Source organism: Limosilactobacillus reuteri (genome assembly GCF_034259105.1).
Classification (GTDB): domain Bacteria; phylum Bacillota; class Bacilli; order Lactobacillales; family Lactobacillaceae; genus Limosilactobacillus; species Limosilactobacillus reuteri_G.
Genome location: NZ_CP139478.1, coordinates 1,293,195 through 1,319,669 on the forward strand (window position 1 = coordinate 1,293,195; position 26,475 = coordinate 1,319,669).

Consider the following 26,475-nt stretch of genomic DNA (forward strand, 5'->3'; position numbering starts at 1 on the left):
ATTAAAATCCTCATTTCATTAGTTTTTTGACTCTGACATTGAAGTAGAAACGGCTTAATAAGACCACTTCCACTGCCGCAATAATAAGATTAATTACCATCTGGCCGACATTCAACTGCCAACCGATACTAGCAAGGGCGATCAATAGTGCCTCTAGCGCCGTTACCTTGGCCAACAGCTGCTTAAAGTCCGCCTGTTGCTGACTAGCAGGGATTGGATAGATGTGAGTAAAGACATTTGATTCATACTGGTCGTAGAGTGGCATCAGTTGGGTCGCGATCAAGTAAATAAAGAGTACGACCACCAGAGTACTCAGCCAACCTGCTGGCAATAAGAAGACAATCACCATTCCTAGCAGGGTCAACCGACTGACAATCCCGCTCACTTCGGTACTCCGGACAAATGCGCGGGCGTATAAGTAAGACCAGGGTTGACCATCCTTGCTCAGCCAGCGGATCAGGTCATCTGCCCACTTCCGCCGTTTGGTATTTCCTTGAACACTTGGCACATCAGTAAAGAGGTTAAAGAAACGGTAGACACTGTACATCCGATCCTGTTCCGCTTTAACGGCAATCCGCCAATTAACAGCGAGATCACGATAGTAAACAATTACTGCTAAGTACAAAAGCACCGCTACTACAAGACCGACGTAGGGATTAACCAACCACATTGCGATTGAAGCGAGCAGCGGGTTTACCCAGTATTCTAGCCGGGTTCGCCACTGTTGATCACCCCAGCGCAAACTCAATGATTTACGAGCTACGTGCATCCAATCGGCCTTATTAACAATGGCGACTAAAAAAATGGTCATAATCTCGGCACTGCTGAGTTTTTCCGTTGTCAACGCGAACGGCAAGGCGATAAAGGCACCAACCACCGTCATTATTTCCGCTAAGATCAGACTATACCAGGTCGCCTGGTTAAGGTAACGATGAATTCCTTCAACTTGTGGCAAGAGAAAGACTGGGTCCGGCTTTTTGATTAGGGTAGCAAGGCGACCGATTTGGGCGATGACCGTAAACCAGCCGATCAAGATCAACCGGGTCCACCATTCATGCGGTCCCAAGGTTGGCAGCCATTGGGAGTAGCCATACGCCAAGGCTCCGAACAGGAAAAATAAGGCGATAACAAAGTGGTCATTGAAGACTAACCGCCAGTAACGCAGTAGGAGCATAAAGTGTTGGCTGCGACGCTTGCTAAATAACTTATTCATCACGATCACCCTTTGCAAGATGCAAGTATATCTCATCTAAGGATTCGCCGGCATGATTCCCAGCAGCTCGCAATTCATCGAGGGTTCCATGTGCCCGGACTTTTCCATCTGCCAATAGGACAAAGCGGTCACAATACCGTTGCGCCGTATCAAGGACGTGGGTCGACATCAAAACCGCAACGCCCTCCTTCTTCTTTTGCTCAATCAGGTCTAGCAAGTCATGAACTGCCAAAGGGTCCAACCCATAGAATGGTTCATCGATAATCAGCAGCTTGGCCTTCGTCATAAAGGCACAGCAGATCATTACCTTTTGCTTCATCCCCTTAGAGAAGTTAGCGGGGAACCAATCGAGCTTATTATCCAGCCGAAAAAGTTTTAATAGTTTTGTCGCCCGTTGCCATGCTTCATCGTGGTCCAACTCGTACGCCATAATCGTTAAATCAATATGCTCACGGAGGGTCAATTCATCATAAAGAATTGGCGTTTCGGGAACATAGGCGATCTCCTTTTTATATTCTTCCGGGTTAGCCTGAATAGTAAGACCATTAATTTTAATCGATCCTGAAAATGGTCGCAGCAAGCCAATAACGTGGTTTAGCGTTGTTGACTTTCCGGCACCATTTAGTCCAATCAAACCAACTAATTCACCTGGTTGGACATCAAAGCTGACATCCTTCAACACAGGAATCTGGGAATATCCACCAACAAGTTTATTTATCTCTAAAGCCATTATTCATCCCTTCTTAATTATTGCTTAGTCATATCTTTTTATTATATCATAGGTTATTTCTTCTACTAAATCATGCACGAACGCGATTTTTTCGGTATACTTAGGATAAGTTTAATCTTCAAAAGGAGCGATTAATATGGACAATAATTGTATTTTCTGCAAAATCATTAACGGTGAGATTCCTAGCTACACAGTCTATGAAGATGACGTTGTAAAGGCCTTCCTTGATATTTCACAAGGAACTCCTGGTCACACCCTCGTCATTCCTAAGAAGCACGTTCCCAATTTATTTGCCTACGATGCTGATCTCGCTGCCCAAGTATTTTCCCGTATCCCCAAGATTGCACGGGCAGTCAAGGCTTCTAACCCAGCTATCAAGGGAATGAACGTGGTTAACAATAACGGTGAAGTCGCTTATCAATCTGTCTTCCATTCCCACTTCCACTTGATTCCACGGTACACTAGCGATGATGATTTTAAGATGATTTTTAAGGACAATTCTGGTAACTACAACGATGAAAAGTACAAAGAAATCCAACAATCAATCATCGATCAAATGAAAGAAGACTAGTTATGCAACGGCTAAAAGAAATTCAAGAGGAATTCAAACGGCTCAGCAACGAAGTTTCACAGTTGAAGAACAGCATCGATGAACTACAAGCTGCCATCCCTGGTGTGCAAAAATTTATTAACGATGTTGAACGTGATGTTAAGAAGTGGAAATTCAAGACTGAACCCCGGCTGAACCGCATTCAGATTATTCTGGATGTGCTCAAGATTGATCAAAAGGAACAGCAGAAGTAATAAAAAATAAGGTTACGAAAATTTTCCGTAGCCTTATTTTTATACCCTATTTTACTTATTTGAGCTAGTACTGCTGCTGTTATTGCTGGAGCTGCTTGTAGTGGCGCTTGAGTTAAGGTAGTTATCAAGGATATTCTTAACATCGTTTTCCTTGATTGAAACGTTACCCTTCTTCAAGACGTTTGAAACAACCTTCCGCATGAAGTTTTGGTTGTTCATGTTTTCTTGAACGATTTGGTTCTTCAAGTCATTGATGTGTTGACTCTTCTTACCCTTAGCTGGGTGTTCGATCATGTAAATTACTTGGTAGCCGTCATCAGTCTTAACTGGGGTCGTAGTATATTCACCCGTCTTCAACTTAAAGGCAGCCTTCTTGTAAGCTGAGTCAAGTTGGTTATCAGTATTATCAAAGGCTGGAAGCTTACCACCGTTGTTCTTGGTTTGACTATCAGTTGACTTGGACTTAGCAAGCTTCTTGAAAGTCTTGTACTTGTTGCTGGAGTCATTTAATTGGTTAATGATATCTTCAGCATCAGACTTACTACCAACAAGGATCGTCGCAGTTTGAACTTTAGGTTGGTACTTGGTCCATTGCTTATTGATTTGCTTGTTAGTAATGTGGGAGTAATGACGAGCAGCCGCAGTCAAGAGTAAGTTTGACCGAATTTGTTGCTTCAATGACTTTTCAGTTAAGTTTTGACTTTGAAGATAAGCATTAAAGTCTGAACCGTACTCGTTCTTGTAGGTATTATATTGCGCGTTAACTTGCTTATCACTGACTTCTTTACCGTATTGCTTCTCCAAAACCTTATCTAAGATCATTTGTTGAAGCACTTGCTTACCAGCACTGGTTTGCTTCATGCTGCTGTAGTATTCGCTCTCAGTGATTTTACCGCCGCTAGTAGTAGCGACTGCTTTATTTCCACAGGCAGCAAGCGGCATCATCAATGCGGCCCCTGCAATGATAGCAATTAACTTTTTGGATTTCATGTAAGAAACACATCCTTAAACAAAATATTTTTTCGATAACTTCACTCATCCAATATACCACACTTATTTTTTCGTGCCAGTCTCCTAAATAAATGTTTATATCATCTTCATAATTTATTCACGGTTTAATGCTTGCAGGTCAAGAATTTTAACGTCAAGGTCCTTAATCCGATCATCAGCAGTAAAATAGATAACCTGATTCTTCTCAGCAATTTTTTCTAGCAAGGCCAGCATTCGTTGCCGCCGAACGTTATCAAAATTAACAAACCCATCATCAATAATTACCGGGAAGTTAGCTTGATCACTCATCACGGTGACAAAGCCAAGCCGGAGCGCAATATACAATTGTTCAGCCGTTCCCTGCGACAATTCTTCCACTAAAAAGACTTCTTGATCCCTTCGTACCACTTTGACTCCATCGGCCGTTAAACGGATCCGGGAATAGCGATGAGCGGTTAACAAGGCAAAATATTGTTCTGCCTGGCGAATGATTGCAGGGTAACGATCAGCTGAAGCTCCTACCAGGGCCTTATTAATCCACTGAATTGCCAATTGGTACCTTAACCATTCCTGTACTTCATGCCAAATCTTAGCGGCTAGGTTAGCCCGTTCTTGTTCCAGATTGCTGAGGGTTCCATCTTTAACTAAACTATCAATTTCGACTTTATCTTTTTGAATCTCTTCGTGGGTATGAGAGATTGTTAGGTTGAGCTGATCAAGCTGGTACCGAGTCTTCGCTAAAGCCGTCATTAGCTCATCTCTATTTGCGTATGCAGCAAGGGCTTGGCGGTCTTCTGCGGTCAATTGTTGTCCATAGGCATCTGATGCCAAGGCTTGTGATTGTGCTGCAGAACGATTTGCTAAGTACTGGGTAAACTGGTTATCATCGTGCACCCCTGCTTGCTGATAAATCGCCAGTTTTTGCTGATGAATTTTACTGTAGTCTTGATTGAGCTGGGCTAAATTGTTAGCAATCGTTGCTTTTTCCCGGGTATTCGCTTGGATATCCTGGCACGCTTGTTGCCCTTGTTCCAGCAAATCATCCAATTTAGTCCTAACAGCCGCCAAAGTTAGATTTTGCAAAGCTGGTGGCAATTGTTGGTTAAAGATAGCAAGTTGGTGGTCATATCTTTGCTGATCTTGTTTGGCAGTTTGGAGCTGGGCAGCTAATTCGGCATTTCGTTGTAAATCTCCCTGGATTAATAGCCATTGATCAGGCGGAAAATCCTGTAAGCCATGTTTTTGGCCAAACGCCGTGATTGCTTGGGAATCTGTTGTTACTGGAGCAGAATGACTTCCTTGGCGTTGATAATAAAGATACATAACTGTCGCAAAGGCCGCAATTGCTCCGATAGCGGTAATAAAAGTGGCATTCGCTAATAATCCAATGATAAAAAGGACAAAGCCGCCGATGATTCCGATCATTGCGGCGCGAGAAGGATCGCCATTTGACTGGTTCGTATTTGCCCGAGAAAGCGGTTGGACATTAAGAAGGCGGGCAAGTTCTGCTTTTTCTTGAGGAGTTAAGGGCGCCGGCAAAGGCTGGTGGTAGCGTGTTTTAATTGCAGTTAATTCCTGCTGCCACTGATTAGCTTGCGTTTGTTGACGGTGCTGTAAAGCCTCCTCCGCTTGTAACTCAACCGCTTGCTCCTTGAGGCGTTGAAGTTCCGGGATGCTTTGTGGCGAATGCTTAGTTGCTTGTGGAGACTGATGATCGATCCTTGCCAAGCGCTGTTGATAAACCTGTTGTTGGCGGCGAAGTTCCTTTTCTCTAACTTGTAGTTCTTGAGCCGTCGTAACTTGCTGATCAGTTAAATAGTCAGCAATTGGTCGAGTTTGGTGGCTATGTTGCCATTCATGGTAAACCGGCCACAACTGCTGTAAATGTGCTAATTTTTGCAAAAGTGGCTGTTGTTTTTGCAATTCTGCCTGTGCTTGCCGCAATTTTTCTTTGTTTGTCTTCAAATCTGCCTGCAGGTCCTGATAACGGTGAAATTTACCACGCGCTTGGTTAATTTTATCTGTCAAATTTGCATATTGATGAAGATCTTGATTGAGCGGCCATTTCCGTCCGCGCGGTTTATAGAGATGGTCAGCTTGTTTCTGGTACTGATCAATTAACTGGTCCCACTGTGCACTGCCAACAGCCCCTAGTTGCTGCAGATGTTGTTGCCATTCATCCCGATTAAGCTCGTCCACAGCTGTTAAGTCTCGTTGACCAAAACTAAAAAGGGCTTGATAGAGCGACCGATCCATTGAGCCAAGCAGTTGCTTTAATTCTTGCTCACCACCTTGACGTCCTTGTGAATCAGTCACACTAACCTTACCGCCATTCCGCCCGCGTTGCCGTTTAATCACGTAATCATGGCCGTTGATCTCAACTAATAAACTTCCACCATAACTAGAAGTAGTTTTCGGAATATACTGAGCAAACCGATTCTTTCCCCGCCCATCCACAAAGCCAAATAAAACACTAACAAGAAAGGCCATTAGAGTTGTCTTTCCGGCTTCATTAGGGCCATAAATTATTTGGGGGTTAGTTGTAAAGTCAAAATCTTGATCATGCCATTTGCCAAAGCCATCGATATGAACTTTCTTTATTTTCATATGTTAATCCTCCCGCCGCAATAATTGAGTCGTCGCTTGCTTCAGTTGCTGAAGATCAAGGTTTGTCAACTTAGCGGCTAAATCAGCATCCCGTGCTAAACTTTTTGTTAATTCTGCAATATTAGCAGGGGTAAATACTTCTTGGGCGGCTTGTTGCCAATACTGTTCATCTAGATCAGTCATTGATGGCAACAAATTTTGCTGGTGGAGCAAGAGGTCATAGATCCACCATTTACCATTATCTGCATTTTGGTCCTGCAGGTGTTCAAGGACATCCCCATTTGCAAGCAGGTGCCGAATCGTTGGTGAAAGTTGTTCAATGTTAGCAATCGTAAGCTCTACCAGTTGGAATGGTGCATTTTTTAGTTTGTCATCAATTGCTTGCGACAGGGATCGCTCTACTTCAGCAAGACTACTAGTTGGTAAAGCATTAACGGTTAGACTTGTCCATTCAATTTCCGCAACTGGTTTAAATTGCGGCACAAGTTTATTGCCCTGACTTTCCACCAAATAATAGCCGTGCTGTCCGGCTTCATTTTTATGCCGTCCCTGTGGATTACCGCTGTAAATAATTGGCGGCTTCTCATTCAAGATTTGGTGCTTGTGAATATGACCAAGTGCCCAATAATCATAATTTTTAGCGATTAATTCATCGGTCGTAAACGGAGCATAGTGGTTATCTTGATTTTGCCGAACTGCTCCATGAAGCATCCCGATGTGCCAGGTTTCGTTTCGTTTTGGTGGATATTTTTTCACTTGATCTTCTTGAATCCAGCGTTGATCATAACTAAAGCCGGAGATAGCAACACTGTCATGATTTGCCAAAGTAAGGGTGGTAGTCGTTACGCGATTGCCAAAAACATGAACGTTTGCTGGCAGTTCTCCCGTGTCTTGGACAATTTGATAATCATGGTTACCATAAAGTAGATAAACGGGGATGCGTGCCTGCTTAAGTCGTTCGCATTGCTTGATGAAAAAATCGGTAGCGGCAATGCTTTGCTGATCACGGTCATAAATATCCCCGCTAATTAAAACAAAATCAACTTTTAAGGCAATCGCATCGTCAACAATCTTTTGAAAAGCAGTAAACGTCGATGAGTGGACGCGTTCCCATAACGGCTTGGGCATCGAAGTCAACCCTAAAAAAGGACTATCAAGGTGTAAATCGGCTGTATGAATAAATCTCATAATTTTTCCTCTTAACAATAAAGGAGCTGAGAAAAATTTTGCTTTCTCCCAGCCCCTTACTTGGATCGTAATAAATTAATTATTCTTGTCCTGGCATCTTTGGCATTACTTCACTGTAAAGATCTTGAATTGGACTTGTAATTGTCTTATTCAATTGTTGAAGCATGCTATCAACTTGCCGTTCTTGGTTCATCAAGTCTTGAACAACCTTCTTGCCACTTACTTCCTTGGCAAGGTTATGGATGTTTTTAATTTCATCATCAGTTGGTTGTTGACCAGTCATTTGCTTGTGTTGAGCATCTGCTTGAGCTTGTTGGAATTTCTTGAAAGTGTCAAAGGTGTCACTGTCAGCCTTTAATGCTTCAAAAGCCTTTTGTAATCCTTGATATTCTTGAGTTTCGCGCAATTGGCGACTAAGTTCATTTGCAGTATCATAAATATTTACAACCATGTAAAAGTCTCCTTTATCTCGTTCTTAGATTAATTGTATCATATTATCCTAGAAAAGCGATCGAACATTGCTCCACCATTGACTTGCCTTATTACCAAAGTTATTTACTGATTGGTTGAAGTTATTTACAAAGTCGCCCCCATCTTTGAGGAATGATCCCCATCCTTTAGAGGAACCCTTTGTCTTTTCTTTTGCCCGTGTTTGAGCATCTTCAACCGTGAATTTGGTTCCAGCAGTATTTGGCAAAATCGCACTCATTTCATTCTTGTAAAGGTAGTTAATGCTCCGTTCAGAAATATCGTTTAGGGTGTGGCTTTGGTTTGTATCATCATAGCCTTCCCATGTTGCAACCACTACATCGGGCGTATAACCTACGATCCACTTATCACGATCATTGGAATCATCGCCTTTTACCCCTGAGTTTGTGGTCCCCGTTTTACCGGCAAGCGTATAGCCACTTGGTTTGGCCGTTTCACCAGTTCCGTGATCAAATACGCCAATTAGCATACTAGTCATTTCTTTGGCTGTCTTACCAGAAATGATCCGCTTATTCTTGCTACCATCATTTTTGGCGATCACCTTTCCAGAGGCATCTTCAATCTTGGTAATGTAGTGCGGTGATGGCATCAACCCATCATTGGCAAAGACTGCATAGGCACGAGCCATTTGTTGCGGTGATACTCCGCGGGTCATACCACCGAGGGCCAAGGCAAGGTTCTTATCACCCTTTTCAACTGGCAAACCAAACTTCTTTGCCATATCATAACCACGATTGACCCCGATCTTATTTAATAACCAGACTGCTGGAGCGTTAAGACTCTCATAAAGGGCCTTATACATCGGTACCGTCCCGCTATAGGTATCATCATAGTTCTTTGGCGTGTAATTATTAGTTCCATACGATTGTTTCTTATCTTGAAGCGTTGAATCATAGAAATACCCATGCTCTAAGGCTGGTGTATATACAACAATCGGCTTAATCGTTGACCCGGGCTGCCGCCGCATCTGCGTAGAACGGTTAAATCCACGGAAGACATGTTTTCCACGCCCACCAACGACTGCGGTAATTCCCCCATTTTTCGGATTCATCGCAATCGAGGCTGATTGAACCATTGTGCCATCAGCCGAGTTCTGTGGGAAGTTATCGTCATCGTCATAAGTTTGCTGCATTGACCGCTGCTGATCTTGGTCCAGCGTCGTATAAATCCGATAACCATTATTCATGATATCTTTTTCCGAAATATGATAACGACTCTCTGCTTCGGCAATGACCGCATCAAAGAAGTACGGGTACTTATAGCTGTCATTTGGCACGTAGCCGTTGGTAATATTCAACGGTGTTTGCTTATATTGATCCGCCGCACTTTGACTCAGCTTATGATTTTCAACCATCAGCTGAAGAACCATATTCCGTCGTTGCTTCGTTGCTGTTGGATGTTCTACTGGGTCGTACATCCCTGGCGACGTCAGCATTCCGGCCAGGGTGGCTGCTTGGGGTACTGTTAGCTGACTGACGTTTTCATTAAAGTAACGCTTTGCCGCATCTTGAACTCCCCATACCCCATGACCAAAGTAGGCATTATTGAGGTACATTGTTAAAATCTCATTTTTGCTGTATTGGTTTTCTACCTCAACCGCAATAAAAATTTCCCGAGCCTTTCGGGAGAAGGTCTGTTGTTGAGTCAAAAAGGCATTCTTAACCAGTTGTTGTGTTAAAGTACTACCCCCACCAGAGATATAGTCACGGTGAAGAAGTTTATTTTTCACTAGTAAGAAGCCAGCTCGGCCTAACCCTTTGACTGAAAAACCGTGTTCATGATAGAAATTCCGGTCTTCAGTCGAAAGGACCGCGTTAGGAACATTTGATGAAATATCTTTTAATTCCACATAAGTTCCCTTTTGAGCATAGAGGCTCCCGGCCGATTGATTGCTACGATCATAAATCATTGTTGGCCGTTGCAACCGGTTCTTAAGATTTTTAACATCTGCAGTTTTAGCAACAAACGTCAAATGGATACTGGTAATTAAGAAAATCCCTAGAAAAATAACAATGATCCATCGCGTTAATTGATAACGATGCCAGAACTTTTTCAGCATCGCAACAAAGAGCTGCCAATAGTGCTTAAACCAAACTCGGAATGACGCCCAAGCCTTTTTTAACCACTTCATGATTCGCTCTTTCAAATCTGAATTAGATTGTGGTTCACGATTCATTAACAAATCTCCATTTTCATTTCAAAAAGCTGACAATTATTTTATCACATTTTGGCAAATGGTAAGCTATTTTCTCCACCAGCTTTACCAGAAATTAAAAATGAAGAGACTGGAGAAAAACTTATTCTCTCAAGTCTCTTCACAATAATATTTAGTAGTTATAACGATTACATCTCATCTGGTGCCTTGATATCAAGTAAGTCAAGGGCTGACTTGAGCACATCACTAACCGCTTGAGTAAGAGCTAACCGTGCTGGTTGAACTTCATCCTTATCAAGAATCCGAGTGTGAGCATAGTATTGGTTAAACTTCTTAGCCAATTCAAGGGCATACTTAGCGATTACTGATGGATCGTAGTTTAATGCAGCCCGCTTGATTGCTTCGCTGTATTGGCCAAGGAAGCTGATTAATTTCCAAGCTTCAGCACCGGCCTTTGTCAAGTCAACATCGCTAAAGTCCCGGATGCCACCCTTACGTAAGATACTCTCAGCACGAGCACGAGCATATTGAACGTAAGGACCAGTTTCCCCTTCAAACTTAACAACATCATCAAGCTTGAAGTTAACGGCATTCCGACGGTAGTTCTTTAAATCGTGGAAGATAACGGCACCAACACCGACTTCTTTAGCAACTTCATCAGCGTTTTCAAGGTCAGGGTTCTTTTCGGCAATTTGCTTCCGTGCTAAATCAATAGAATCATTCAATACGTCTTCAAGGGAAACAACATTACCCTTCCGCGTAGACATCTTCTTACCGTTTAAGTTCATTAAACCAAAGGAGATGTGTTCAATTTGATCCCACCAGTTGAAGCCCATTTCCTTTAAGGCCGCACGTAATTGCTTAAAGTAAGTTTCTTGTTCGGCACCGACAACGTAAAGGGACTTAGCATGACCATACATCCGCTTCCGGAAAAGTGCAGTTGCCAAATCACGAGTGATGTAAGTTGTCGTTCCATTACTCTTGATGATGAGTAATGGTGGTAAGTTATATTCATCAAGGTCAACAATTTCTGCACCTCGACTAGGCTTCAATAAGTTCTTATCCCGTAACAATTGGATAGGTTCTTCCATCTTTTGAGCAGAGAAAGCTTCCCCATTAAATGAGTCGAAGTTAACATCTAGCATCTTGTAAACACGTTGGAACCGTTCAAGAGAAACTTCACGGAACCAGTGCCAAAGCCGCCATGCTTCTTCGTCACCATGTTCGAGCTTAGCAAACCAGTCACGACCTGCTTCAGTGTATTCTGGATGTTCGTCAGCTTCATTATTGATCCGCACATAGTACTTAAGCAAAGTATTAATTGGATCCTTCTTAACTTCCGCTTCGTCTCCCCACATCTCATAAGCAGCCATTAACTTACCAAATTGAGTACCCCAATCACCAAGGTAATCAATCCGAATTAAGTTGTAGTTAACTTTTTCAAGAATCCGGGCAACAGCTTCACCAATCATGGTTGAACGAAGGTGACCCATTCCCATAGGCTTAGCAATGTTTGGTGATGAATAATCAATCGTAACATTTGATTGGTGACCAAGATCAATCTCACCATAATGTTCAGGATCCGCTAAGATAGTTTGCAAAATCTTAGCACCAACTTGGGCTTTGTCGAGGAAGAAGTTGATATATGGACCAGCAACAACTACCTTTTCAAAACCGTCTTGGTCAACCTTTTCAACTAATTCACTTGCAATCATTTGCGGTGCCTTATGTAAGGTCTTAGCTAAAAAGAATGTTGGGAAGGCATAATCCCCATTACTAGAATCTTTTGGCCGTTCAATCTTAGCTTCAATTTCTTTAACATCCATCTCTGGCAATGCTTGTGCCAATGCAGCTGCAACTTGTTGCTTATCGCTCATATATATTCCTCCTTATACTTATAAAAAAACGCCCCTAATAAGCATTATGCTTACTAGAGACGAGATTTACCCGCGGTACCACTCTAATTGAATTAGAATTCCACTCATTAATTGATTTAATTGAAATATCTGAGGCACGCCTTCACAAATCGAAAAGCCCCTAACTCTCATCAACAAAGGGTCGCTGTAGATTTCAAAATGCTACTACTCCTCAAATCCTATTTTCATACTCAATTATTATAACAAATTTAGATTTAAAAACAAGGACCTATCTACGGGGAACGAGTTATTGCTTTTCTCTTACTTATTATATGTTACAATTATTATCATTAAATAATAATGAAAGGTTGATGAGTTATTTATGACAAACCCTACAATTCAAGCTGTCACAATTGCAGGGCATGATTCGGACGGGAGTGCTGGAATGCCCGCGGACCTTCATGCTTTTTTTGCAGATGGCGTCTATGGTCACGGTATTTTAACTGCTGCTGTTTCCGGAAATTCTTACGGGATCACTTCTTCTCAAGTAATGCCGCAAGAATTTATTGCCGAGCAGTTTAAGGTATTAAGTGAAGATTTTGACATCAAAGCAGCCAAAACTGGAATGCTTGCTAATGACGATGTAATTAATGTCGTTGCTGATAACTATTCGCCTGAACATTTTGGCCCGTTAGTTGTTGACCCTGTGATTATTACTAAGCACGGAGCAATGTTGCTTGAACAATCCGCCTATGAACTATTTCGTGAACGAATTATTCCCCTTGCAACTGTTATTACCCCTAATTTCTATGAAGCTCAAAAGTTAACAGGAATCGAAATGAGTACAGATGAAGAACGGGTTAAAGCAGCCCATTATCTTCAAGATTTAGGGGCAAAAAATGTGGTGATTAAGGGCGCGCATAATGATGATAGCCAAACAACTGTTGATGACTTTGTTCTTCTTGAAGACGGTGATAGCTTCTGGCTCAAAAAAACTTTTGTTAAGACTGATCGATTGAATGGAACCGGGGATAGCTTCTCCGCGATCATTGCTGCCGAGCTTGCGAAGGGAAATAATGTTAAAATAGCAGTAACAAAGGCTAAAGATGCCGTTTACGCAGCAATCGCAAATCCATTAACGGTTGGTCATAAATTTGGTCCAATCAACCATTGGGATGCGCAAAAGGAGCTGCATTAGGAGGAATTTTTGATGCTTGATACGTATAGGCATAAAGTTGTATTAATAGGTGATGGGGCTGTCGGTTCATCATTTGCCTTTTCATTATTGCAGTCAACAAATGAAGTGGATGAATTGGTACTGGTAGATCGAACAAAGTCAAAAGCAGTTGGGGATGCGGCTGATCTTGCTGATATTACACCCCTGACAAACCCAGTAAAGATTTATGCGGGAACCTATGAAGATGCCGCTGATGCTGACGTAGTTGTTATCACGGCGGGGATTCCCCGTAAACCTGGCGAAACACGTTTAGACCTAGTTAATAAAAACACTACGGTTCTTAAGTCAATTATTGAACCAATTGTCAAAAGTGGATTCACTGGCGTTTTCGTTATCTCGAGCAATCCCGTTGATATCCTTACAACAATTGCGCAGCGAATCAGCGGTTTTCCTAAAGAACGGGTTATCGGGACCGGAACTTCTCTTGATTCAATGCGGCTTCGAGTTCTCTTAAGTAAGAAATTACACCTATCTGTCAATGTCATCGATGCCCTAATGCTTGGCGAACATGGTGATACTTCTTTTGCGGCATTTAATGAAATCACAATCGGCGGGAAAGCCCTCAATACAATTACTGCCCTTTCAAATACTGATAAAAGCGAAATTGAAAAAGCAGTTCACGAAGCTGGCAGTCAAATAATTGCCAATAAAGGGGCTACTTTCTACGGGATTGCTAAATGCCTCTCGTATATTACACGGGCAATCATCGAAAATCGGAACCTTGTCCTGCCAATTTCGGCTCCGCTTGATGGACAGTATGGAATTAATGATCTGTACTTAGGAACACCCGCCATCATTAATAGTCAAGGAATCGGCCAGGTCGTTGAATATCCATTAACATCAGATGAAGTTAAAAAGATGCAACAGTCTGCTGAAGCAATGCATCAAGTTTTAGCGAAGATTGAGAGCCAAAAAAGCTGAGGCTAGGAGAAACTTTTCTTCTAGCCTCAGTTTTTTTTATAAGAGCGGGTAACGAGAATCGAACTCGCAACGCAACCTTGGGAAGGTTGAGTTTTACCACTAAACTATACCCGCATTAACTAACTAAGTTCAACACTTAGTTAGTATATACCTCTTCTAATTATTTGTCATCTTTTTTTAAGATTTTTTTTGAAGATTTAGCATCTTCTGCTGTTTCTTCGTCATCCTTTTCTTCTTCACGAGGAACAGCCTTTACCATCTTAGCTTCTTTTTGGCGAATAACAACGCGGCCATTTAATTCGTTAACCCCGCTTTTATCAGACGGATCAAAATCTTGGATAGATACCATAATTGAATTAGTATAAACCTTTTCAACAACACCAGAAAATTCATGTTCGAGGGGACCGAATTTCTTTCCTTTTACAATATCGCCAATTTCAAAATCTGCCACTTGATTTCACCTCAAATATTATTTATTTTTACGCAAGCAATATACGTACCATACACCTTTTTTATTATATTTTCAAGTCAAAAGCATATAGTCAGTTTCTCTCATTAATGCTAAAATCAAAGCCGAAAGGAGTTTACCCATATGTTAAAAATAATAGTGGCGGTCTTAATCATTATTTTGATTCTCACCACTACCACTGGTCTGCATGCAAAAATTGAACGGAAAGTGACTAACTGGCTTGAACTAAGCCGTTTATTCTTCTTCCTTTTATTGACCGCTTCGATTGTCCATACCTTTCTTCATTTCAAGACTCAGCTTCTGAGCAACCTAGTATGGATCATCTTTTTAATTCTAATCTATATCTTAATGGAAACTGCTTTCCGCCTTAAACGGGAAACATTTGGCAATCCCTATCTAACAGCCTTACTTTTTATTGCCCTTATTATTGCCTTGGGGATTGGCTGTTGGTGGATCTAAACCAGTAACTAGTTTCAATGGTATCGATCATTTTCACTAACTGACTAGTTTCCTCAACATCATGAACTCGTAAAACACGACCGCCTCGCAAATACATTGCTGTCTCAGCAATCAATGTTACGCCGAGACGGTCTTCTTTTGCTAGATTAAATAATTTTTGACCAAAACCTTTTCGGGAGATCGCAACCATAATTGGGCGATGGAGGTAATTAAGCTGGTCAATGTTGCGCATCATCGCATAATCTTGGTAACCGTCAGCAACCTTTGCATAGCCAATTCCTTGGTCTAAAATCACTCGTTCAAGATCAATGCCAGCAGCCGCTATTGTCCCAAGATTGTGTTCAAAGAATTTCTGCATCGCTACGGTGAGGTTATCATAGTCATGGGTTCGGCTACTATGCATCGTTACCATTCCAACATTTGCCTTAGCCATCAAAATTAGTTTTTGTTTTGAATTAAATGCCTGCACATCATTGATAATATCTACCCCGGCCTCAATTGCCGCTGCCATTACCGGGAGTTTATACGTATCAACTGCGATCGCAATCTGGGGATAGTTTTCACGAAGAAGCTGAATAGCCGGCATAATTCGCGCAATTTCTTCTTCCGGATCAACCTCTTTAAAGCCACCCGGTTTCGTAGTTTGCCCACCGACTTCAATTACGTTTGCACCGGCTGCTACCATCTTAGCAATTTGATTGACGATAGCGGAGTGGGATTGAAATTTGCCCCCATCATAAAACGAGTCAGGAGTTACATTTAAAATCCCATAAATCACTGGTTGCTCTGTCAGGTCAAAGGTAAACCGACCTGCACGCCAAATAATTTGGTGACGACGGTAGACCTGCTCAAGAGAAGCAATTAATTCGTCGTCGTTATCCCACCACTCTTTCACCCGCGCTATTAGTTCTTTTAGGGAAAGGAGCGGAAAAGAAAATTCTACGCGCTTTTCAACATAAGCGACGGGGGTATCAAAATGACGGATAAATTGCTCCACCATTCCAGCCGTCTCCACATCTGGACACTCCCAAGTCAATAAAAGCTGCTGGTGGCGATTAACTTGGTCGGCTAAAATCGCGGACACTAACTTCGAATGGTCTTTAGTAACTAAATTTTCAGTAACTTTCATTTCATTCTCCTAATTGATCTAATAAATTTTTAACAGCCCGTGCACGATGTAAATAAGAAATACGGGTTGGCTGATCCATTTCGGCAAGTGTTTGCGATTCCCCGGCTGGGATAAAGATCCGATCAAAACCTGTCGCATTGGCTCCCCGTTCAGCATGAGCAATCGTCCCCTCTAATTGACCATGACCAATTTTAACCACTTGATTATTTACCGCCATGGCAATTGTTGTTTTCATTATAAATTGTCGGGATTTACCATCAACCAAATGGATCAAGTAATTATTCAAATCACCATTAGGAACTTCTTGCGCCAATTCTCGCGCTGTCTCCACCCCGTACCTTCCAGGAAAAGCCGGGAGTTCTAAGCCAGAATCATCAGCGATTATTTTTGCTGCTAGTAGCTTTTGACTGATAAAGAGAGCCTTTGCCTTTGCATTTTCTTCATAGCTCACTGTTGATTCAGGAGGAAAAGCTTGTTGCGGCAACTTTTTTCGATACCCCTCACCATGTTGGCGGTAAAAATTTAGAATGGTTTCAATTTCTTTAATTTTATGAATATTATGGGTTGCAATAATAAAATTATTTTTCATCTAAACTGGCCTCGATATCTTTAATCGTATAAAAAGAACCCGTTACAATAATTAAATCATTCGGCTCCGCAATCTTTTTTGCCACCACTAACCCTTTTCGGGGATTATCGGCAATAATCGCTTGAGGCAGAGCTGATTTCAACTCACTTACATCAAGGGCGCGAGTTGGATGGTCAGGAGTAGTAATTATTATCTTATCTGCCATTTGCTGATAAATTTTAACCATCTGACTAATATTTTTATCAGCAAGAAAACCAAGAACCATAATTACTTTATTACGGGGAAACTTAGAGATAGTTTCGGTAAGTTGTTTGGCTGCATCTGGATTATGAGCCCCGTCCAAAATAATAGAAGGATGATCAGCGATTTTCTGCATTCGACCAGCAATCTTCACTGTCGCAAGCGTTGATAGTAAAGGCTGCCAAGAAGTAACAAGTCTTCGTTGAAAAAGAAAATTAAATACACTGACAACGGTGCCCAAATTTTCACTTTGAAATGTCCCTAATAAATTAAAAGGAACTTTATAAATTTTATGATTAACTTTCAGGATTGCCTTTCCATCAACAATTGACTGGGCATCTGCTTGCGTTAATCCCACTCTTTGCTGATGAGCTTTTGCCTTAATAATTGTGAGAGTGTCTTTTTCTTGGTGCGGCGCTAAAAACACTTGCTTAGTCCCATTCTTGATAATCCCTGCTTTAGCTTGGGCAATTTGGGTAATCGTTGGGCCTAAGATCCGCGTATGGTCAAGGGCAACATGTGTTATCACACTAATAAAAGGCGCATTGATAATATTGGTTGCATCATCTTGACCGCCTAAACCGCATTCAATGACTGCCCAATCCACTTTTTGATCCGCAAAATATTGCAGCATTATTAAGGTCCACCACTCAAAAATGGTAATATCATCAGGCAAAAGATCAATTGGTAAGCGTTCGGTGATCTTTTGGTAAGTCATCGCAAAATCTTTTTTACTAATCAAATGGTCATTAACCTTAATTTGCTCCCGATCATCTACCAAAGCAGGACTGCTAAAATAACCGACCCGATATCCAGCATTTTGCAAACCCTGTTCTAACATTGTCCCAGTCGAGCCTTTTCCGTTTGTCCCCGCAATATGGATAATCTTAAATCGCTGGTCAGGATTTTTTAAACGAGTAAGAATTCGTCGTAAAAATTTTACCCGATCCTGTTGTCCTCCCAACATTTGGCGGTTAAAGCCCGCGTTAATTTGTTCATAGGTCTGCACGATAATTCCTCGTTTGATTTAGAAATTCTTGTTTCAAATCACTGTCAGTCTTAAATTGACCTGTAAACTTATCAGTATACGTGAATTGACCGGCCTTATTAACACCTCGCATTTCCATACAAAGGTGGCGGGCCGCAATGGTTACTGCAATCCCGGCTGGATCAAGGATTCGTTGCAACTCGGCTACTAAATCTGTTGTAACGCGTTCTTGCATCCCCGGTTTTTTCGTTACAAAATCTAACAACCGGGGGATCTTACTTAGGCCAATAACTTTCTTATCTTTAGGAACATAAGCCACATTCGCGTATCCGAAGAATGGCAGCAAATGGTGTTCACACATTGAATAAAAAGGAATGTGCTGCACTAATACCATTTCTGGCACATCATCAACATGAAAGACCTTATAGTTCGCCACTTCTTCTGGTTGATGGTTAAGAGAAGAAAAAACTTCTTGGTACATTTTGGCAACGCGCTGGGGTGTCTCTGCCAATCCTTCTCGTTCCGGATCTTCACCGATTGCAATTAATAAATCTTTAACAGCCTTTGCTATTTTTTGTTGGTCCATGAAAATACCTCTCGTCCATATATCTTTTTAAGCCAATTATGGTCTGGAGTCTTATTTAATAAATGATCCAATTGTTGATAATAAGGATCATTTTGATTAGTAATTTCGCGCATTGGTAATAAAACAAACTGTCGGTTAGCCATTTCTGGATGAGGGATCGTTAACGTTGGTGTTTTGATATGTTGATGACCAAAATCAATAATATCAAGGTCAATTGTCCGTGGTCCCCAATGAATAAGCCGGCGTCGATGTAACTCCTGTTCGATATTGTGAAGGTGGTCGAGGAGTTGCTGAGCCGTTAACCCAGTCGCAACCTTAACAGCAATATTGAAAAAAGAATCTTGTTTCACGCCTCCCACCGGTTCTGTTTCATACACTGAGGAGATTGCTGCAATATCAATCTTAGGTGGCACATTCAACAGCTGAATCGCTTTTTGAAGGTTCGCTAATCGGTCACCGATATTACTGCCAATACTTAGGTAGGCTTCAGTCATAATTACTTGCTCCCTGCTACTTCAATTTCAACATTATCGAAAATTCCGGCGATCGGCACACTATACTTTCGGATGCGAAGACGAATTCCATCAAGCATCGGGTATGTTTTGAAAAGCTCATGTAATAAGTTATTAGCAAGACTCTCAATCAAATTGTAGTTATGATGAGCAACAAACTCCGCGATTGTTTCATAAACATCAGCGTAACTGACAGTTTCCTCTAATTCATCGGTTTTAACCATCGTTTCAATTGGGTAGTCCATTTCACAGTCAATTTCAATTTTTTGACCAAGCTTTTTCTCTTCCGCAAACACACCATTGTAAGTATTAAATGCCATGTTGTTAATTCTAATCTTTCCGATAAGCTATTGCCCCTTCATTTTTTATTTTCTATCATAACGCATAAGTTAGTTGGTGAAAATATCTTAATAGATTAAGGGCACAATCTTTTCCTGGTACCATTGTTCCCCAGCTTTTGAGAAAGGATTAGTAAACGGCGCAGGTTTAATCAAGCGGTCATCGACGTTAAACAATTTTAACTGTCCCTTAACTTTTAATGGTTCAATCCAATAAGAACCACCTTCCTCAAAGGGTGCAATCACCCATGCATAATATTTTTGTTCACCGTCATATCGTTCCTCAATTCCAGTAATCTTAGCAACACATAACGCATGACTAGCTACCGCCCCATGTGTCTTCTTCGCACTATTGCAAATTAGGAGGTCACCACGATATTTAGTTGTCCATGTCCGGTATTCCTCTGTTTTTGTGCCATTTAAGATTTCCATTCCATATTCGGGATGAATTGATAAAACTTTCATTTTGGTCTTCCTTTGCAGTTTTATTTCAATATAAAGAAAAAAGCCCGACAAATCAATGTTTACCGAGCTATGATGATGCCTCAGGCAGGATTCGAACCTGTACATGGATAACCATACAACGACCTGAACGTTGCGCGTCTGCCAGTTCCGCCACTGAGGCACTAACTATTTTGTAACATTATTAAGTATACCGAACTCATCAAAAATTACAAGTATTTTTATTGGCAATCCTCAATTTGCCCTTATTTAACAAATTGAATCATTGTTCCATATGCGGTTAGGACCAAGAATTTGGGTGCAACCTGCATATTGGCAACATCCGTAGTAAAATGAACCCCAACAACACCATCTGCACCTTTTTCACTGGCCCGCCGCTTTAATTTTTCTTGAACATCACTAAATAATTGGTCCATGGACTCAAATGAATCAATTGCTTCGGTAGGCATCGCCAAATGACTGGTGGCATTAACAATCCCTAAAATGCGGTGGGCTTGAGGAAACCCCTCAGTTGATAAAAACATCTGTTATCCTCCCTAAATTCTTTACCACCCGAAATGTCAATTTAAGTTAGAAAGAAAATAGTTGCTCATCAGTGACGTAAGACATGAATACTTCATATGGAGTTCGATAGCCTAGTGATTTACGGGGCAGGTTATTTCGCTTACTCATCAGTTGGGTTACCAATTCATCAGGAAGATTGCGGAAATCTAGCTGTTTCGTTAAGCCATCCCGGTGTAAAAGACCGTTGTTGTTTTCGTTCAGCCCTCGTTGATTGGGAGCACCAACCTCGGCAAAGTAAGTGTGAAGGTCAAATTGATTGGCAATCTCGCGCCAGCCGGCGAATTCTTTTCCGTTGTCAAAGGTAATCGATTTGAAGAAGTGCCGCGGGAATTTCCGAAGCCACTGACTTAAGTGTTGGTTAATCGCATTAGCCGTCTTTTCGTGCACATTGAGTACAATTTCGACCTTCGATTGGCGTTCGGTCAGGGTCATTACCGCCCCTTGGTGCTTTTTGCCTTGGACGGTATCAGCTTCAAGGGGCCCAAATTCAGTGGCATAGTGCGGAAAGTCCTTGGCACGCTCGTGAATACTTCGCCCCAATTGGCCAGCCTTCCCGCGGCGCTCGACATAGCCATTCGGGTGCCGCTTACCTCGCATCGGCAAGGAACGGACATCGAAGCCGAACTGGCCACGTTCAAACATCCGGTAAAGAGTTCGCCGGTTACAACTAATTGGGCGCTCAGCGCGCCCAATAATGGTATCAGGCGTCCACCCCTGGGCAATTTTGTCGTTGATATAAGTGAGTTCAGCCAGTGACAACTGAGTACGTTTTCGGCCACAACGTTGCTTATTGCGCATATAGTGATCTTGATAATCAGCAATTGAAGCACCGGTTTCCAGGTAACGATAAACGCGATAAACGGTTTCGGCGCAACGTTTGATCATTTGGGCCACTCGGTACGCTTTAAGCTTTTGCACGAAAGAATGGGCGATGATTGTCAGCTCGTTTGTGGTAAGATGGGTGTAAGTCATTTGTGGTTTCCTTTCTTTTGTTTAGGGGTATTCAAAAGTCTACCACAAATGGCTTTTCTATTTTTCTAACTTAATTTTACAAACGGCGCCATTTAAAAATAACAAAGAGGCCGGAACATTTCCAGCCTCTTTTGTTTATTGCGGAAAGAATTTGCTACTTTGCTAGGGAACTAATTATTAATTCATTTTGATTCTAACTTCCGCAAAGTCGCATTTGTATCATCAACCTAGTGCACCCTGGTGACCTTATTACATAAATATTCAGTCTAAGATTTCATGTCACACTTACGTTGCTTCTAGCCTACTAATAATTTCTTCGGTGCTAGATTGATATAGGGGATCTTACCACTCTAATCTTTCCACACTTATAATGTACCACCACTTGTAAGCGATTTCAACATTTAACTTTAGATAACTTGAACTAATAGAACATACATCGCAATCGCATTATTAATCATATGAATCGCAATTGAATTTCGAATGTCGTCCGTTCGTAAATAAACATATGCCAAGACCATCCCCATATAAGCATACATCAAAAAGCTAATGGGGTTAGTACTCATATGACCTGTAGAAAAGATTACCCCCGAGAGGATAACTTTCGGCCAGATGTTGCCACGCTTAAAGAACATATTTGTCAATGTACCACGAAAAATAAATTCTTCAGCAATTGGACTTAGAACAACTGCCGAGAAACAAAATACGATCGTGATCACTTCATTATGGCCAAGCATACTTCCTAGTGCCGCGTTATTTGCTGTCTCAGTTTGATGATAGATAAGTTTGTTAAGGTAGCTAAGGACATCCATTCCCAAAACAATTGCTAGGTAACCACCGATAATCCAACCAACCCTTATTCCCGCCGGCTGTCCTAATTGGTTATAAGCTTCATATGTCAGGTGTGCCCACCAAATAATCGCTAGCATTAAACAGATGAATAAGGCCATGAAACCATCCACGATAAGCTGGTTGGTCTTTGAATAACGTAGAGCGAAATTAACTGCAAACGGGGGAATCTCAATTGCAATTAGCATCAGTGCAATTAACAACACCCTCGATAGCCACTGTTTAATTACTTTTATCATTATTTTTTTCTTCCTTTGCTCGTTCCTCACGCATTCGTTGGATACTCCACCGGGTAGAAATTTTTGTCACGATGATGTTTGCAACCACAAAACCAATTACCCAAAGAAGGTACATCACCCACCCAGAGATATAGTGTTCGGCAGTTAGCCATACGAGGATTGCAAAGATGATAAATGGCGGAATAACCACCTTAAGAATAAATTCTGCTTTCACAAAGAAAACCTCCATTATTATTTGTTCAACAGTTTACTAAATTGGTACGTTAAGCGCAAGGTTACTGAAAAAGATAGAAAGGCTGAGAAAAGTTTTCGCTTTCCTCAGCCTCCCCATTGTTAATTTGTATTTAAGTAAATCTAGTTATTCTTTGATACAGCAACTACTTCGTCATAAGTAGGAATTGATGGTAATGCACCAAGCTTTTGAACAGCTAATGAACTTGCACGTTGAGCGTAGACAATTGCCTTTTCAATGTTACTCATATCAGGCTTTAATTGGGATGAAAGCGCACCGATGAAGGTATCACCAGCGGCAGTGGTATCAACAGCATTAACCTTAAAAGCAGGAATAAAGTTGTAGCCATCTTGAGTACAGTAGAAGGCACCCTTTGCACCAACAGTAATAATTAAGTTTCGGACACCCATTTGAGCAAACTTTGCAGCTGACATAAGCATTGAAGTTTCGTCTGTAACAATAATTCCTGTTAAAGCAGCACTCTCTGTTTCATTTGGAATGATTAAGTCTGTTAACTTCAATAAATCAGGGTTAATTTCATGAGCAGGAGCAGGATTTAAGATTGTCTTTACACCATTTTCCTTTGCAATTTGGAATGCCCGTAGAGTAGCTTCTTGTGGAGTTTCAAATTGAGCAATCACGAAATCAGCAGCGGCAATTTGATCACGAGCATCTTCTACTTCTTTCACGCTTAATTGTTGGTTAGCTCCTCCGTACACTAAGATACTGTTTTGACCACTTTCATCAAGCAAGATGGCTGCAGATCCAGTACCTGCTTGATCGTCAACGTGGATCCCTGTTGTGTCGACGTTGTTGTTCTTGAGGTCATTGATCATCATCTTACCACCAGCGTCATCACCAACTTGACCAACAAAAGCTGTTTCAGTGCCTGAACGAGCAGCAGCAACGGCTTGGTTTGCTCCCTTTCCCCCAGCAGCATTAGTCTTGCTTAAAGCGGCAATTGTTTCCCCAGGTAATGGCATCCGCTTAACTTTCATTGTTGTATCAACATTTAAACTGCCTACAATTGTTACATGATTTGTCATTTGTTTATTTCCTCCTTAAACAATTGGCATCTAATTGATAATATCATCATACCATATTATTTTGGACGATAGGAACTTGTACTATCTCGTTTAATTAATTTTACTGGAAAGTTTTGCACACGGGCCTCCGCACTATTATGACTAATCTGTTCAATAAGCATTTTAGTAGCTCCAGCACCAAGATCAAAAATCGGCTGTTGTACCGTAGTTAATCGGGGATAAACATAATCATCCCAGTAGATGTTATCATAACCGATCACAGAAATATCTTCAGGAATTTTAACGTCTAATTCATGTAACCCCCGCAACAATCCAATTGCCATTTCATCATTTGCCGCAAAAACAGCAGAGGCGCCAGTTGCTAAAACATCTTTTGCCGCTTTATATCCACCATCCTTTGTCAAGGGTGCCTGAATAACATCGTGAATAGGATCTAAGCTCAGATTATTTTCGTTAATAATATTTTTGAACCCATTCATTCGGTGATTCAAGTTTTCAGTAGGATTGTCAGAGGTAAGAACAGCAATATGTTTGTGCCCAAGCTCAATAAGGTGTTTAGCTGCAATTTGACCACCAAGGTAATCATTCGTTTGAACTCGATCACCCTGTTGCGTATGATTCTGATCAAACAAAATATATGGAATCTCATTAAAGGATATAACCTCTTTAATTGTCTCGGTAGTCATCGTTGCACTAGCAATCACCAATCCACTAATAGAACGTTCGATCATCTGGGAAAGATAATACTTTTCCAGCTTTGGGTCACGGTTGGCACTAAAGACGAGCGGAATAAATTCTGCTTCACGAGCAACACTCTGTACTCCTTCAACAAAAGTCCCAAAAAATGGGTTAGCAATATTGGGAACTAGTATCCCAATTGTCTTGGCACTCTTTAAGATTAAATTTCGGGCATTGAAGTCAGGAACGTACTTATATTTGTCCCGTAATGCTAAAACTCGTTCCTGGGTTGCTTTACTGAACCGATCACCCTTATTATTCAAAATTTGCGAAACAGTGGTTACAGAAACGCCTGCTTCTTTCGCTAAATCACGAATTGTTATTTTCTTTTTCATGGCTGTTCAACCTCTTTAGTAAACAGTTTTATCTAGTTAATAATATTTAATTAATTTAAACTATCTCAACGCATATTGCAATCACATTTCATTAAAAATATCATTAAAAATCTGTTTCCCGGTTGCCATTTGAGTCCCACGAACGCGGAGATAATCAATCTTAGCTCGCAAAATATCATATTCCCATAATGAAGATAGGTCACGATCATTATAGTAATGAATTGTTACTTTAATGGGCGTGAGATCAGTAATTATTCCTGTAAAATCATCACTCCCCTTATACTTTTCAGTGCCAATCACAACTGGAAGGCGGTTTTCATAAGAATCATTGAGGAGGTTTGATAATAGGTTTCCCTGGGTAATTTCTGGATGGTTATCAATAAACTTTTGCACTTGCCAAATATCAAAATAGTTGTGGTCATGGGCAACTTTAGTCTTTTCAGAAACCGTCATTAAGTAATCACTGTGACGTTCCGTATAAAGAATGCTCTTAATCCGAATAGCAATTAGTCCGTTGATTTTGCCGTCCCAGTCAATACTGATCATTAAGCAAAATACCGGATCAAGAGCAACCACAAATCCGACATTAAAATAATCATCATTTGGCAAGTTATGAACCTCAATCAACGTTCCCTGTTGCTTAGCCATTGTTAATTGAATGCGATTCTCACGTTCACTTTCTTTTCTCATCTTTACCTCCTTACTATTAATTTTTCACATGATTAGATTTTTAAAATTTAATCACATCTCTATTCTTATTATAATCGCTAACAATGTAGATGTGATAACTTTTACCACGATAAGTTAAATCTAGGAACCACCAAATATTGTAAAATTAGGTGTGTCATTCCACAATATTTTGTAGTAAGATATTTTTTGTGACAAAAAAGTAAAGAGGGGCCATTATGGTGATTATTACAGCAGGGATGATTGGTGTCGGTAAAACAACTTTAACTGGGAAGATTGCCGAACACTTACATACAAAAGCATTTTTTGAACCAGTCGGAGAAAATCCAGTTTTACCACTGTATTATAAAAATCCAAAACAGTACGGCTTTTTACTCCAAATTTATTTTTTAAACAAGCGTTTCTCAATGATTAAACAAGCACTTACTGATGATAACAATGTGCTTGACCGTTCTATTTACGAAGATGCCTTGTTTACGCGAGAAAATAACGCCGAGGGAAACATCACTGATACTGAATTAGAAGTATACTTAAAGCTTCTTGACAACATGATGAGTGACCTCCAACAGTTACCTAAGCGCGCACCAGATTTAATGGTTTATTCTGAAACTGATTTTGAAACCATCTTATACCGAATTAAAAAGCGCGGACGGGATTACGAGCAAATTGATACTAATCCAGAGTTAAAGGATTACTATTACAAGATGTGGAGTGCCTACAAGCAATGGTACAAGGATTACGATGCTAGTCCAAAAATGAAAATTGATTTAGAGCGTTATGACCTTGAAGATCCTAAGAATGTTGATGCAGTCTTAGCAATGATTGATGAGCGCTTGAAGTCATTAAGATAAATA

The 26,475-nt window shown here is 41.0% G+C and carries 29 protein-coding genes and 2 tRNA genes; 6 read left to right on the forward strand and 25 right to left on the reverse strand.

Annotation, left to right across the window (positions count from 1 at the left end):
• Positions 1–10: 10 nt before the first annotated feature.
• Both SH603_RS07270 and SH603_RS07275 read right to left on the reverse strand, forming a co-directional pair.
• A complete protein-coding gene (locus tag SH603_RS07270) occupies positions 11–1,213 on the reverse strand; it encodes an ABC transporter permease (RefSeq protein WP_169473033.1) in 1,203 nt (400 codons plus the stop codon).
• Positions 1,206–1,943, reverse strand: coding sequence for an ABC transporter ATP-binding protein (locus SH603_RS07275; RefSeq protein ID WP_085649782.1), 738 nt, complete (start codon positions 1,941–1,943; stop codon positions 1,206–1,208). The genes SH603_RS07270 and SH603_RS07275 overlap by 8 nt, the downstream gene beginning before the upstream one ends.
• A gap of 136 nt (positions 1,944–2,079) precedes the next feature.
• On the opposite strand from SH603_RS07275, the gene SH603_RS07280 reads away from it, so the two are divergent.
• On the forward strand, positions 2,080–2,514 hold the full coding sequence (locus tag SH603_RS07280) for an HIT family protein (RefSeq protein ID WP_169471707.1): 435 nt from the start codon (positions 2,080–2,082) through the stop codon (positions 2,512–2,514).
• Between the two features lie 2 nt (positions 2,515–2,516).
• Positions 2,517–2,747 (forward strand): hypothetical protein, encoded by a 231-nt coding sequence (locus tag SH603_RS07285; RefSeq protein ID WP_169471708.1) that lies wholly within the window; start codon positions 2,517–2,519, stop codon positions 2,745–2,747.
• 51 nt (positions 2,748–2,798) lie between these two features.
• Here the strand turns inward: SH603_RS07285 and SH603_RS07290 are convergent, their stop codons facing one another.
• The 6 genes from SH603_RS07290 to argS all read right to left on the reverse strand — a co-directional run bounded on the left by SH603_RS07290 (position 2,799) and on the right by argS (position 12,053).
• The gene (locus SH603_RS07290) at positions 2,799–3,737 is read right to left on the reverse strand and encodes a peptidylprolyl isomerase (RefSeq protein WP_321533726.1); all 939 of its coding nucleotides are present in this window, start codon (positions 3,735–3,737) and stop codon (positions 2,799–2,801) included.
• Between the two features lie 114 nt (positions 3,738–3,851).
• The gene (locus SH603_RS07295; RefSeq protein ID WP_169471709.1) at positions 3,852–6,344 is read right to left on the reverse strand and encodes an ATP-binding protein; all 2,493 of its coding nucleotides are present in this window, start codon (positions 6,342–6,344) and stop codon (positions 3,852–3,854) included.
• A 3-nt stretch (positions 6,345–6,347) separates the two neighbouring features.
• Positions 6,348–7,532: a metallophosphoesterase family protein gene (locus tag SH603_RS07300; protein WP_321533727.1), complete on the reverse strand. Its 1,185-nt coding sequence runs from the start codon at positions 7,530–7,532 to the stop codon at positions 6,348–6,350.
• A 79-nt stretch (positions 7,533–7,611) separates the two neighbouring features.
• On the reverse strand, positions 7,612–7,983 hold the full coding sequence (locus SH603_RS07305; RefSeq protein WP_321533728.1) for a YlbF family regulator: 372 nt from the start codon (positions 7,981–7,983) through the stop codon (positions 7,612–7,614).
• A gap of 48 nt (positions 7,984–8,031) precedes the next feature.
• Entirely contained in the window at positions 8,032–10,197 is a 2,166-nt protein-coding gene (locus SH603_RS07310; protein ID WP_169473029.1) for a PBP1A family penicillin-binding protein, read from the reverse strand.
• Between the two features lie 167 nt (positions 10,198–10,364).
• Positions 10,365–12,053 carry an arginine--tRNA ligase gene (argS, locus tag SH603_RS07315; protein WP_321533729.1) on the reverse strand — a complete coding sequence of 563 codons (1,689 nt, stop codon included), beginning with the start codon at positions 12,051–12,053 and terminating at the stop codon, positions 10,365–10,367.
• A gap of 361 nt (positions 12,054–12,414) precedes the next feature.
• On the opposite strand from argS, the gene thiD reads away from it, so the two are divergent.
• Positions 12,415–13,230, forward strand: a complete 816-nt coding sequence (gene thiD, locus SH603_RS07320; protein ID WP_169471714.1) for a bifunctional hydroxymethylpyrimidine kinase/phosphomethylpyrimidine kinase — start codon at positions 12,415–12,417, stop codon at positions 13,228–13,230.
• A gap of 12 nt (positions 13,231–13,242) precedes the next feature.
• A complete protein-coding gene (locus SH603_RS07325; RefSeq protein WP_321533730.1) occupies positions 13,243–14,190 on the forward strand; it encodes an L-lactate dehydrogenase in 948 nt (315 codons plus the stop codon).
• A gap of 43 nt (positions 14,191–14,233) precedes the next feature.
• Here the strand turns inward: SH603_RS07325 and SH603_RS07330 are convergent.
• Positions 14,234–14,304 (reverse strand) — tRNA-Gly (locus SH603_RS07330).
• Positions 14,305–14,350: 46 nt separating this feature from the next.
• Entirely contained in the window at positions 14,351–14,641 is a 291-nt protein-coding gene (locus SH603_RS07335) for a hypothetical protein (protein WP_169473856.1), read from the reverse strand.
• Positions 14,642–14,782: 141 nt separating this feature from the next.
• On the opposite strand from SH603_RS07335, the gene SH603_RS07340 reads away from it, so the two are divergent.
• Positions 14,783–15,118, forward strand: coding sequence for a hypothetical protein (locus SH603_RS07340; RefSeq protein ID WP_003670821.1), 336 nt, complete (start codon positions 14,783–14,785; stop codon positions 15,116–15,118).
• Here the strand turns inward: SH603_RS07340 and folP are convergent.
• From folP to SH603_RS07415, 15 genes are all read right to left on the reverse strand, one after another.
• Positions 15,084–16,247 carry a dihydropteroate synthase gene (gene folP, locus SH603_RS07345; RefSeq protein WP_169477674.1) on the reverse strand — a complete coding sequence of 388 codons (1,164 nt, stop codon included), beginning with the start codon at positions 16,245–16,247 and terminating at the stop codon, positions 15,084–15,086. The two genes, SH603_RS07340 and folP, sit on opposite strands and share 35 nt — an antisense overlap.
• Position 16,248: 1 nt before the next feature.
• Entirely contained in the window at positions 16,249–16,836 is a 588-nt protein-coding gene (locus SH603_RS07350) for a non-canonical purine NTP pyrophosphatase (protein WP_169473588.1), read from the reverse strand.
• Positions 16,826–18,085, reverse strand: a complete 1,260-nt coding sequence (locus tag SH603_RS07355; protein WP_321533731.1) for a bifunctional folylpolyglutamate synthase/dihydrofolate synthase — start codon at positions 18,083–18,085, stop codon at positions 16,826–16,828. Before SH603_RS07355 ends, SH603_RS07350 begins: the two co-directional genes overlap by 11 nt.
• Complete coding sequence (folE, locus tag SH603_RS07360; protein WP_003670815.1) at positions 18,072–18,650, reverse strand: GTP cyclohydrolase I FolE; 579 nt, start codon at positions 18,648–18,650, stop codon at positions 18,072–18,074. The genes SH603_RS07355 and folE overlap by 14 nt, the downstream gene beginning before the upstream one ends.
• The gene (folK, locus tag SH603_RS07365; RefSeq protein WP_321533732.1) at positions 18,632–19,144 is read right to left on the reverse strand and encodes a 2-amino-4-hydroxy-6-hydroxymethyldihydropteridine diphosphokinase; all 513 of its coding nucleotides are present in this window, start codon (positions 19,142–19,144) and stop codon (positions 18,632–18,634) included. Before folK ends, folE begins: the two co-directional genes overlap by 19 nt.
• Positions 19,145–19,146: 2 nt before the next feature.
• Positions 19,147–19,506 carry a dihydroneopterin aldolase gene (gene folB / locus SH603_RS07370; RefSeq protein WP_080550942.1) on the reverse strand — a complete coding sequence of 120 codons (360 nt, stop codon included), beginning with the start codon at positions 19,504–19,506 and terminating at the stop codon, positions 19,147–19,149.
• A gap of 63 nt (positions 19,507–19,569) precedes the next feature.
• Positions 19,570–19,965, reverse strand: a complete 396-nt coding sequence (locus SH603_RS07375; RefSeq protein ID WP_169471425.1) for an ASCH domain-containing protein — start codon at positions 19,963–19,965, stop codon at positions 19,570–19,572.
• Positions 19,966–20,041: 76 nt separating this feature from the next.
• Positions 20,042–20,125 (reverse strand) — tRNA-Leu (locus SH603_RS07380).
• An 82-nt stretch (positions 20,126–20,207) separates the two neighbouring features.
• On the reverse strand, positions 20,208–20,486 hold the full coding sequence (locus SH603_RS07385) for a heavy metal-binding domain-containing protein (RefSeq protein WP_153701190.1): 279 nt from the start codon (positions 20,484–20,486) through the stop codon (positions 20,208–20,210).
• A gap of 46 nt (positions 20,487–20,532) precedes the next feature.
• A complete protein-coding gene (locus SH603_RS07390) occupies positions 20,533–21,498 on the reverse strand; it encodes an IS30 family transposase (protein WP_321533733.1) in 966 nt (321 codons plus the stop codon).
• Between the two features lie 407 nt (positions 21,499–21,905).
• Positions 21,906–22,583 carry a type II CAAX endopeptidase family protein gene (locus tag SH603_RS07395; protein ID WP_321533734.1) on the reverse strand — a complete coding sequence of 226 codons (678 nt, stop codon included), beginning with the start codon at positions 22,581–22,583 and terminating at the stop codon, positions 21,906–21,908.
• The gene (locus tag SH603_RS07400) at positions 22,567–22,812 is read right to left on the reverse strand and encodes a hypothetical protein (RefSeq protein ID WP_321533735.1); all 246 of its coding nucleotides are present in this window, start codon (positions 22,810–22,812) and stop codon (positions 22,567–22,569) included. Before SH603_RS07400 ends, SH603_RS07395 begins: the two co-directional genes overlap by 17 nt.
• Before the next feature lie 125 nt (positions 22,813–22,937).
• Positions 22,938–23,861 (reverse strand): ribokinase, encoded by a 924-nt coding sequence (rbsK, locus tag SH603_RS07405; protein ID WP_321533736.1) that lies wholly within the window; start codon positions 23,859–23,861, stop codon positions 22,938–22,940.
• Between the two features lie 56 nt (positions 23,862–23,917).
• Positions 23,918–24,934, reverse strand: coding sequence for a ribose utilization transcriptional repressor RbsR (rbsR, locus tag SH603_RS07410; RefSeq protein WP_169473041.1), 1,017 nt, complete (start codon positions 24,932–24,934; stop codon positions 23,918–23,920).
• Between the two features lie 81 nt (positions 24,935–25,015).
• Complete coding sequence (locus SH603_RS07415) at positions 25,016–25,624, reverse strand: hypothetical protein (protein WP_169471718.1); 609 nt, start codon at positions 25,622–25,624, stop codon at positions 25,016–25,018.
• 215 nt (positions 25,625–25,839) lie between these two features.
• Between SH603_RS07415 and SH603_RS07420 the strand changes: the two genes are divergently transcribed.
• Positions 25,840–26,472, forward strand: coding sequence for a deoxynucleoside kinase (locus SH603_RS07420; RefSeq protein WP_003664204.1), 633 nt, complete (start codon positions 25,840–25,842; stop codon positions 26,470–26,472).
• Positions 26,473–26,475: the final 3 nt, after the last annotated feature.

What these genes read in the sequence shown, in the direction of transcription:
- SH603_RS07270 (WP_169473033.1), bottom strand. Translation starts at nt 1,213, where the DNA reads ATGAATAAGTTATTTAGCAAGCGTCGCAGCCAACACTTTATGCTCCTA.
- SH603_RS07275 (WP_085649782.1), bottom strand. Translation starts at nt 1,943, where the DNA reads ATGGCTTTAGAGATAAATAAACTTGTTGGTGGATATTCCCAGATTCCT.
- SH603_RS07280 (WP_169471707.1), top strand. Translation starts at nt 2,080, where the DNA reads ATGGACAATAATTGTATTTTCTGCAAAATCATTAACGGTGAGATTCCT.
- SH603_RS07285 (WP_169471708.1), top strand. Translation starts at nt 2,517, where the DNA reads ATGCAACGGCTAAAAGAAATTCAAGAGGAATTCAAACGGCTCAGCAAC.
- SH603_RS07290 (WP_321533726.1), bottom strand. Translation starts at nt 3,737, where the DNA reads ATGAAATCCAAAAAGTTAATTGCTATCATTGCAGGGGCCGCATTGATG.
- SH603_RS07295 (WP_169471709.1), bottom strand. Translation starts at nt 6,344, where the DNA reads ATGAAAATAAAGAAAGTTCATATCGATGGCTTTGGCAAATGGCATGAT.
- SH603_RS07300 (WP_321533727.1), bottom strand. Translation starts at nt 7,532, where the DNA reads ATGAGATTTATTCATACAGCCGATTTACACCTTGATAGTCCTTTTTTA.
- SH603_RS07305 (WP_321533728.1), bottom strand. Translation starts at nt 7,983, where the DNA reads ATGGTTGTAAATATTTATGATACTGCAAATGAACTTAGTCGCCAATTG.
- SH603_RS07310 (WP_169473029.1), bottom strand. Translation starts at nt 10,197, where the DNA reads ATGAATCGTGAACCACAATCTAATTCAGATTTGAAAGAGCGAATCATG.
- argS (WP_321533729.1), bottom strand. Translation starts at nt 12,053, where the DNA reads ATGAGCGATAAGCAACAAGTTGCAGCTGCATTGGCACAAGCATTGCCA.
- thiD (WP_169471714.1), top strand. Translation starts at nt 12,415, where the DNA reads ATGACAAACCCTACAATTCAAGCTGTCACAATTGCAGGGCATGATTCG.
- SH603_RS07325 (WP_321533730.1), top strand. Translation starts at nt 13,243, where the DNA reads ATGCTTGATACGTATAGGCATAAAGTTGTATTAATAGGTGATGGGGCT.
- SH603_RS07340 (WP_003670821.1), top strand. Translation starts at nt 14,783, where the DNA reads ATGTTAAAAATAATAGTGGCGGTCTTAATCATTATTTTGATTCTCACC.
- folP (WP_169477674.1), bottom strand. Translation starts at nt 16,247, where the DNA reads ATGAAAGTTACTGAAAATTTAGTTACTAAAGACCATTCGAAGTTAGTG.
- SH603_RS07350 (WP_169473588.1), bottom strand. Translation starts at nt 16,836, where the DNA reads ATGAAAAATAATTTTATTATTGCAACCCATAATATTCATAAAATTAAA.
- folE (WP_003670815.1), bottom strand. Translation starts at nt 18,650, where the DNA reads ATGGACCAACAAAAAATAGCAAAGGCTGTTAAAGATTTATTAATTGCA.
- folK (WP_321533732.1), bottom strand. Translation starts at nt 19,144, where the DNA reads ATGACTGAAGCCTACCTAAGTATTGGCAGTAATATCGGTGACCGATTA.
- SH603_RS07375 (WP_169471425.1), bottom strand. Translation starts at nt 19,965, where the DNA reads ATGAAAGTTTTATCAATTCATCCCGAATATGGAATGGAAATCTTAAAT.
- SH603_RS07385 (WP_153701190.1), bottom strand. Translation starts at nt 20,486, where the DNA reads ATGTTTTTATCAACTGAGGGGTTTCCTCAAGCCCACCGCATTTTAGGG.
- SH603_RS07390 (WP_321533733.1), bottom strand. Translation starts at nt 21,498, where the DNA reads ATGACTTACACCCATCTTACCACAAACGAGCTGACAATCATCGCCCAT.
- SH603_RS07395 (WP_321533734.1), bottom strand. Translation starts at nt 22,583, where the DNA reads ATGATAAAAGTAATTAAACAGTGGCTATCGAGGGTGTTGTTAATTGCA.
- SH603_RS07400 (WP_321533735.1), bottom strand. Translation starts at nt 22,812, where the DNA reads ATGGAGGTTTTCTTTGTGAAAGCAGAATTTATTCTTAAGGTGGTTATT.
- rbsK (WP_321533736.1), bottom strand. Translation starts at nt 23,861, where the DNA reads ATGACAAATCATGTAACAATTGTAGGCAGTTTAAATGTTGATACAACA.
- rbsR (WP_169473041.1), bottom strand. Translation starts at nt 24,934, where the DNA reads ATGAAAAAGAAAATAACAATTCGTGATTTAGCGAAAGAAGCAGGCGTT.
- SH603_RS07415 (WP_169471718.1), bottom strand. Translation starts at nt 25,624, where the DNA reads ATGAGAAAAGAAAGTGAACGTGAGAATCGCATTCAATTAACAATGGCT.
- SH603_RS07420 (WP_003664204.1), top strand. Translation starts at nt 25,840, where the DNA reads ATGGTGATTATTACAGCAGGGATGATTGGTGTCGGTAAAACAACTTTA.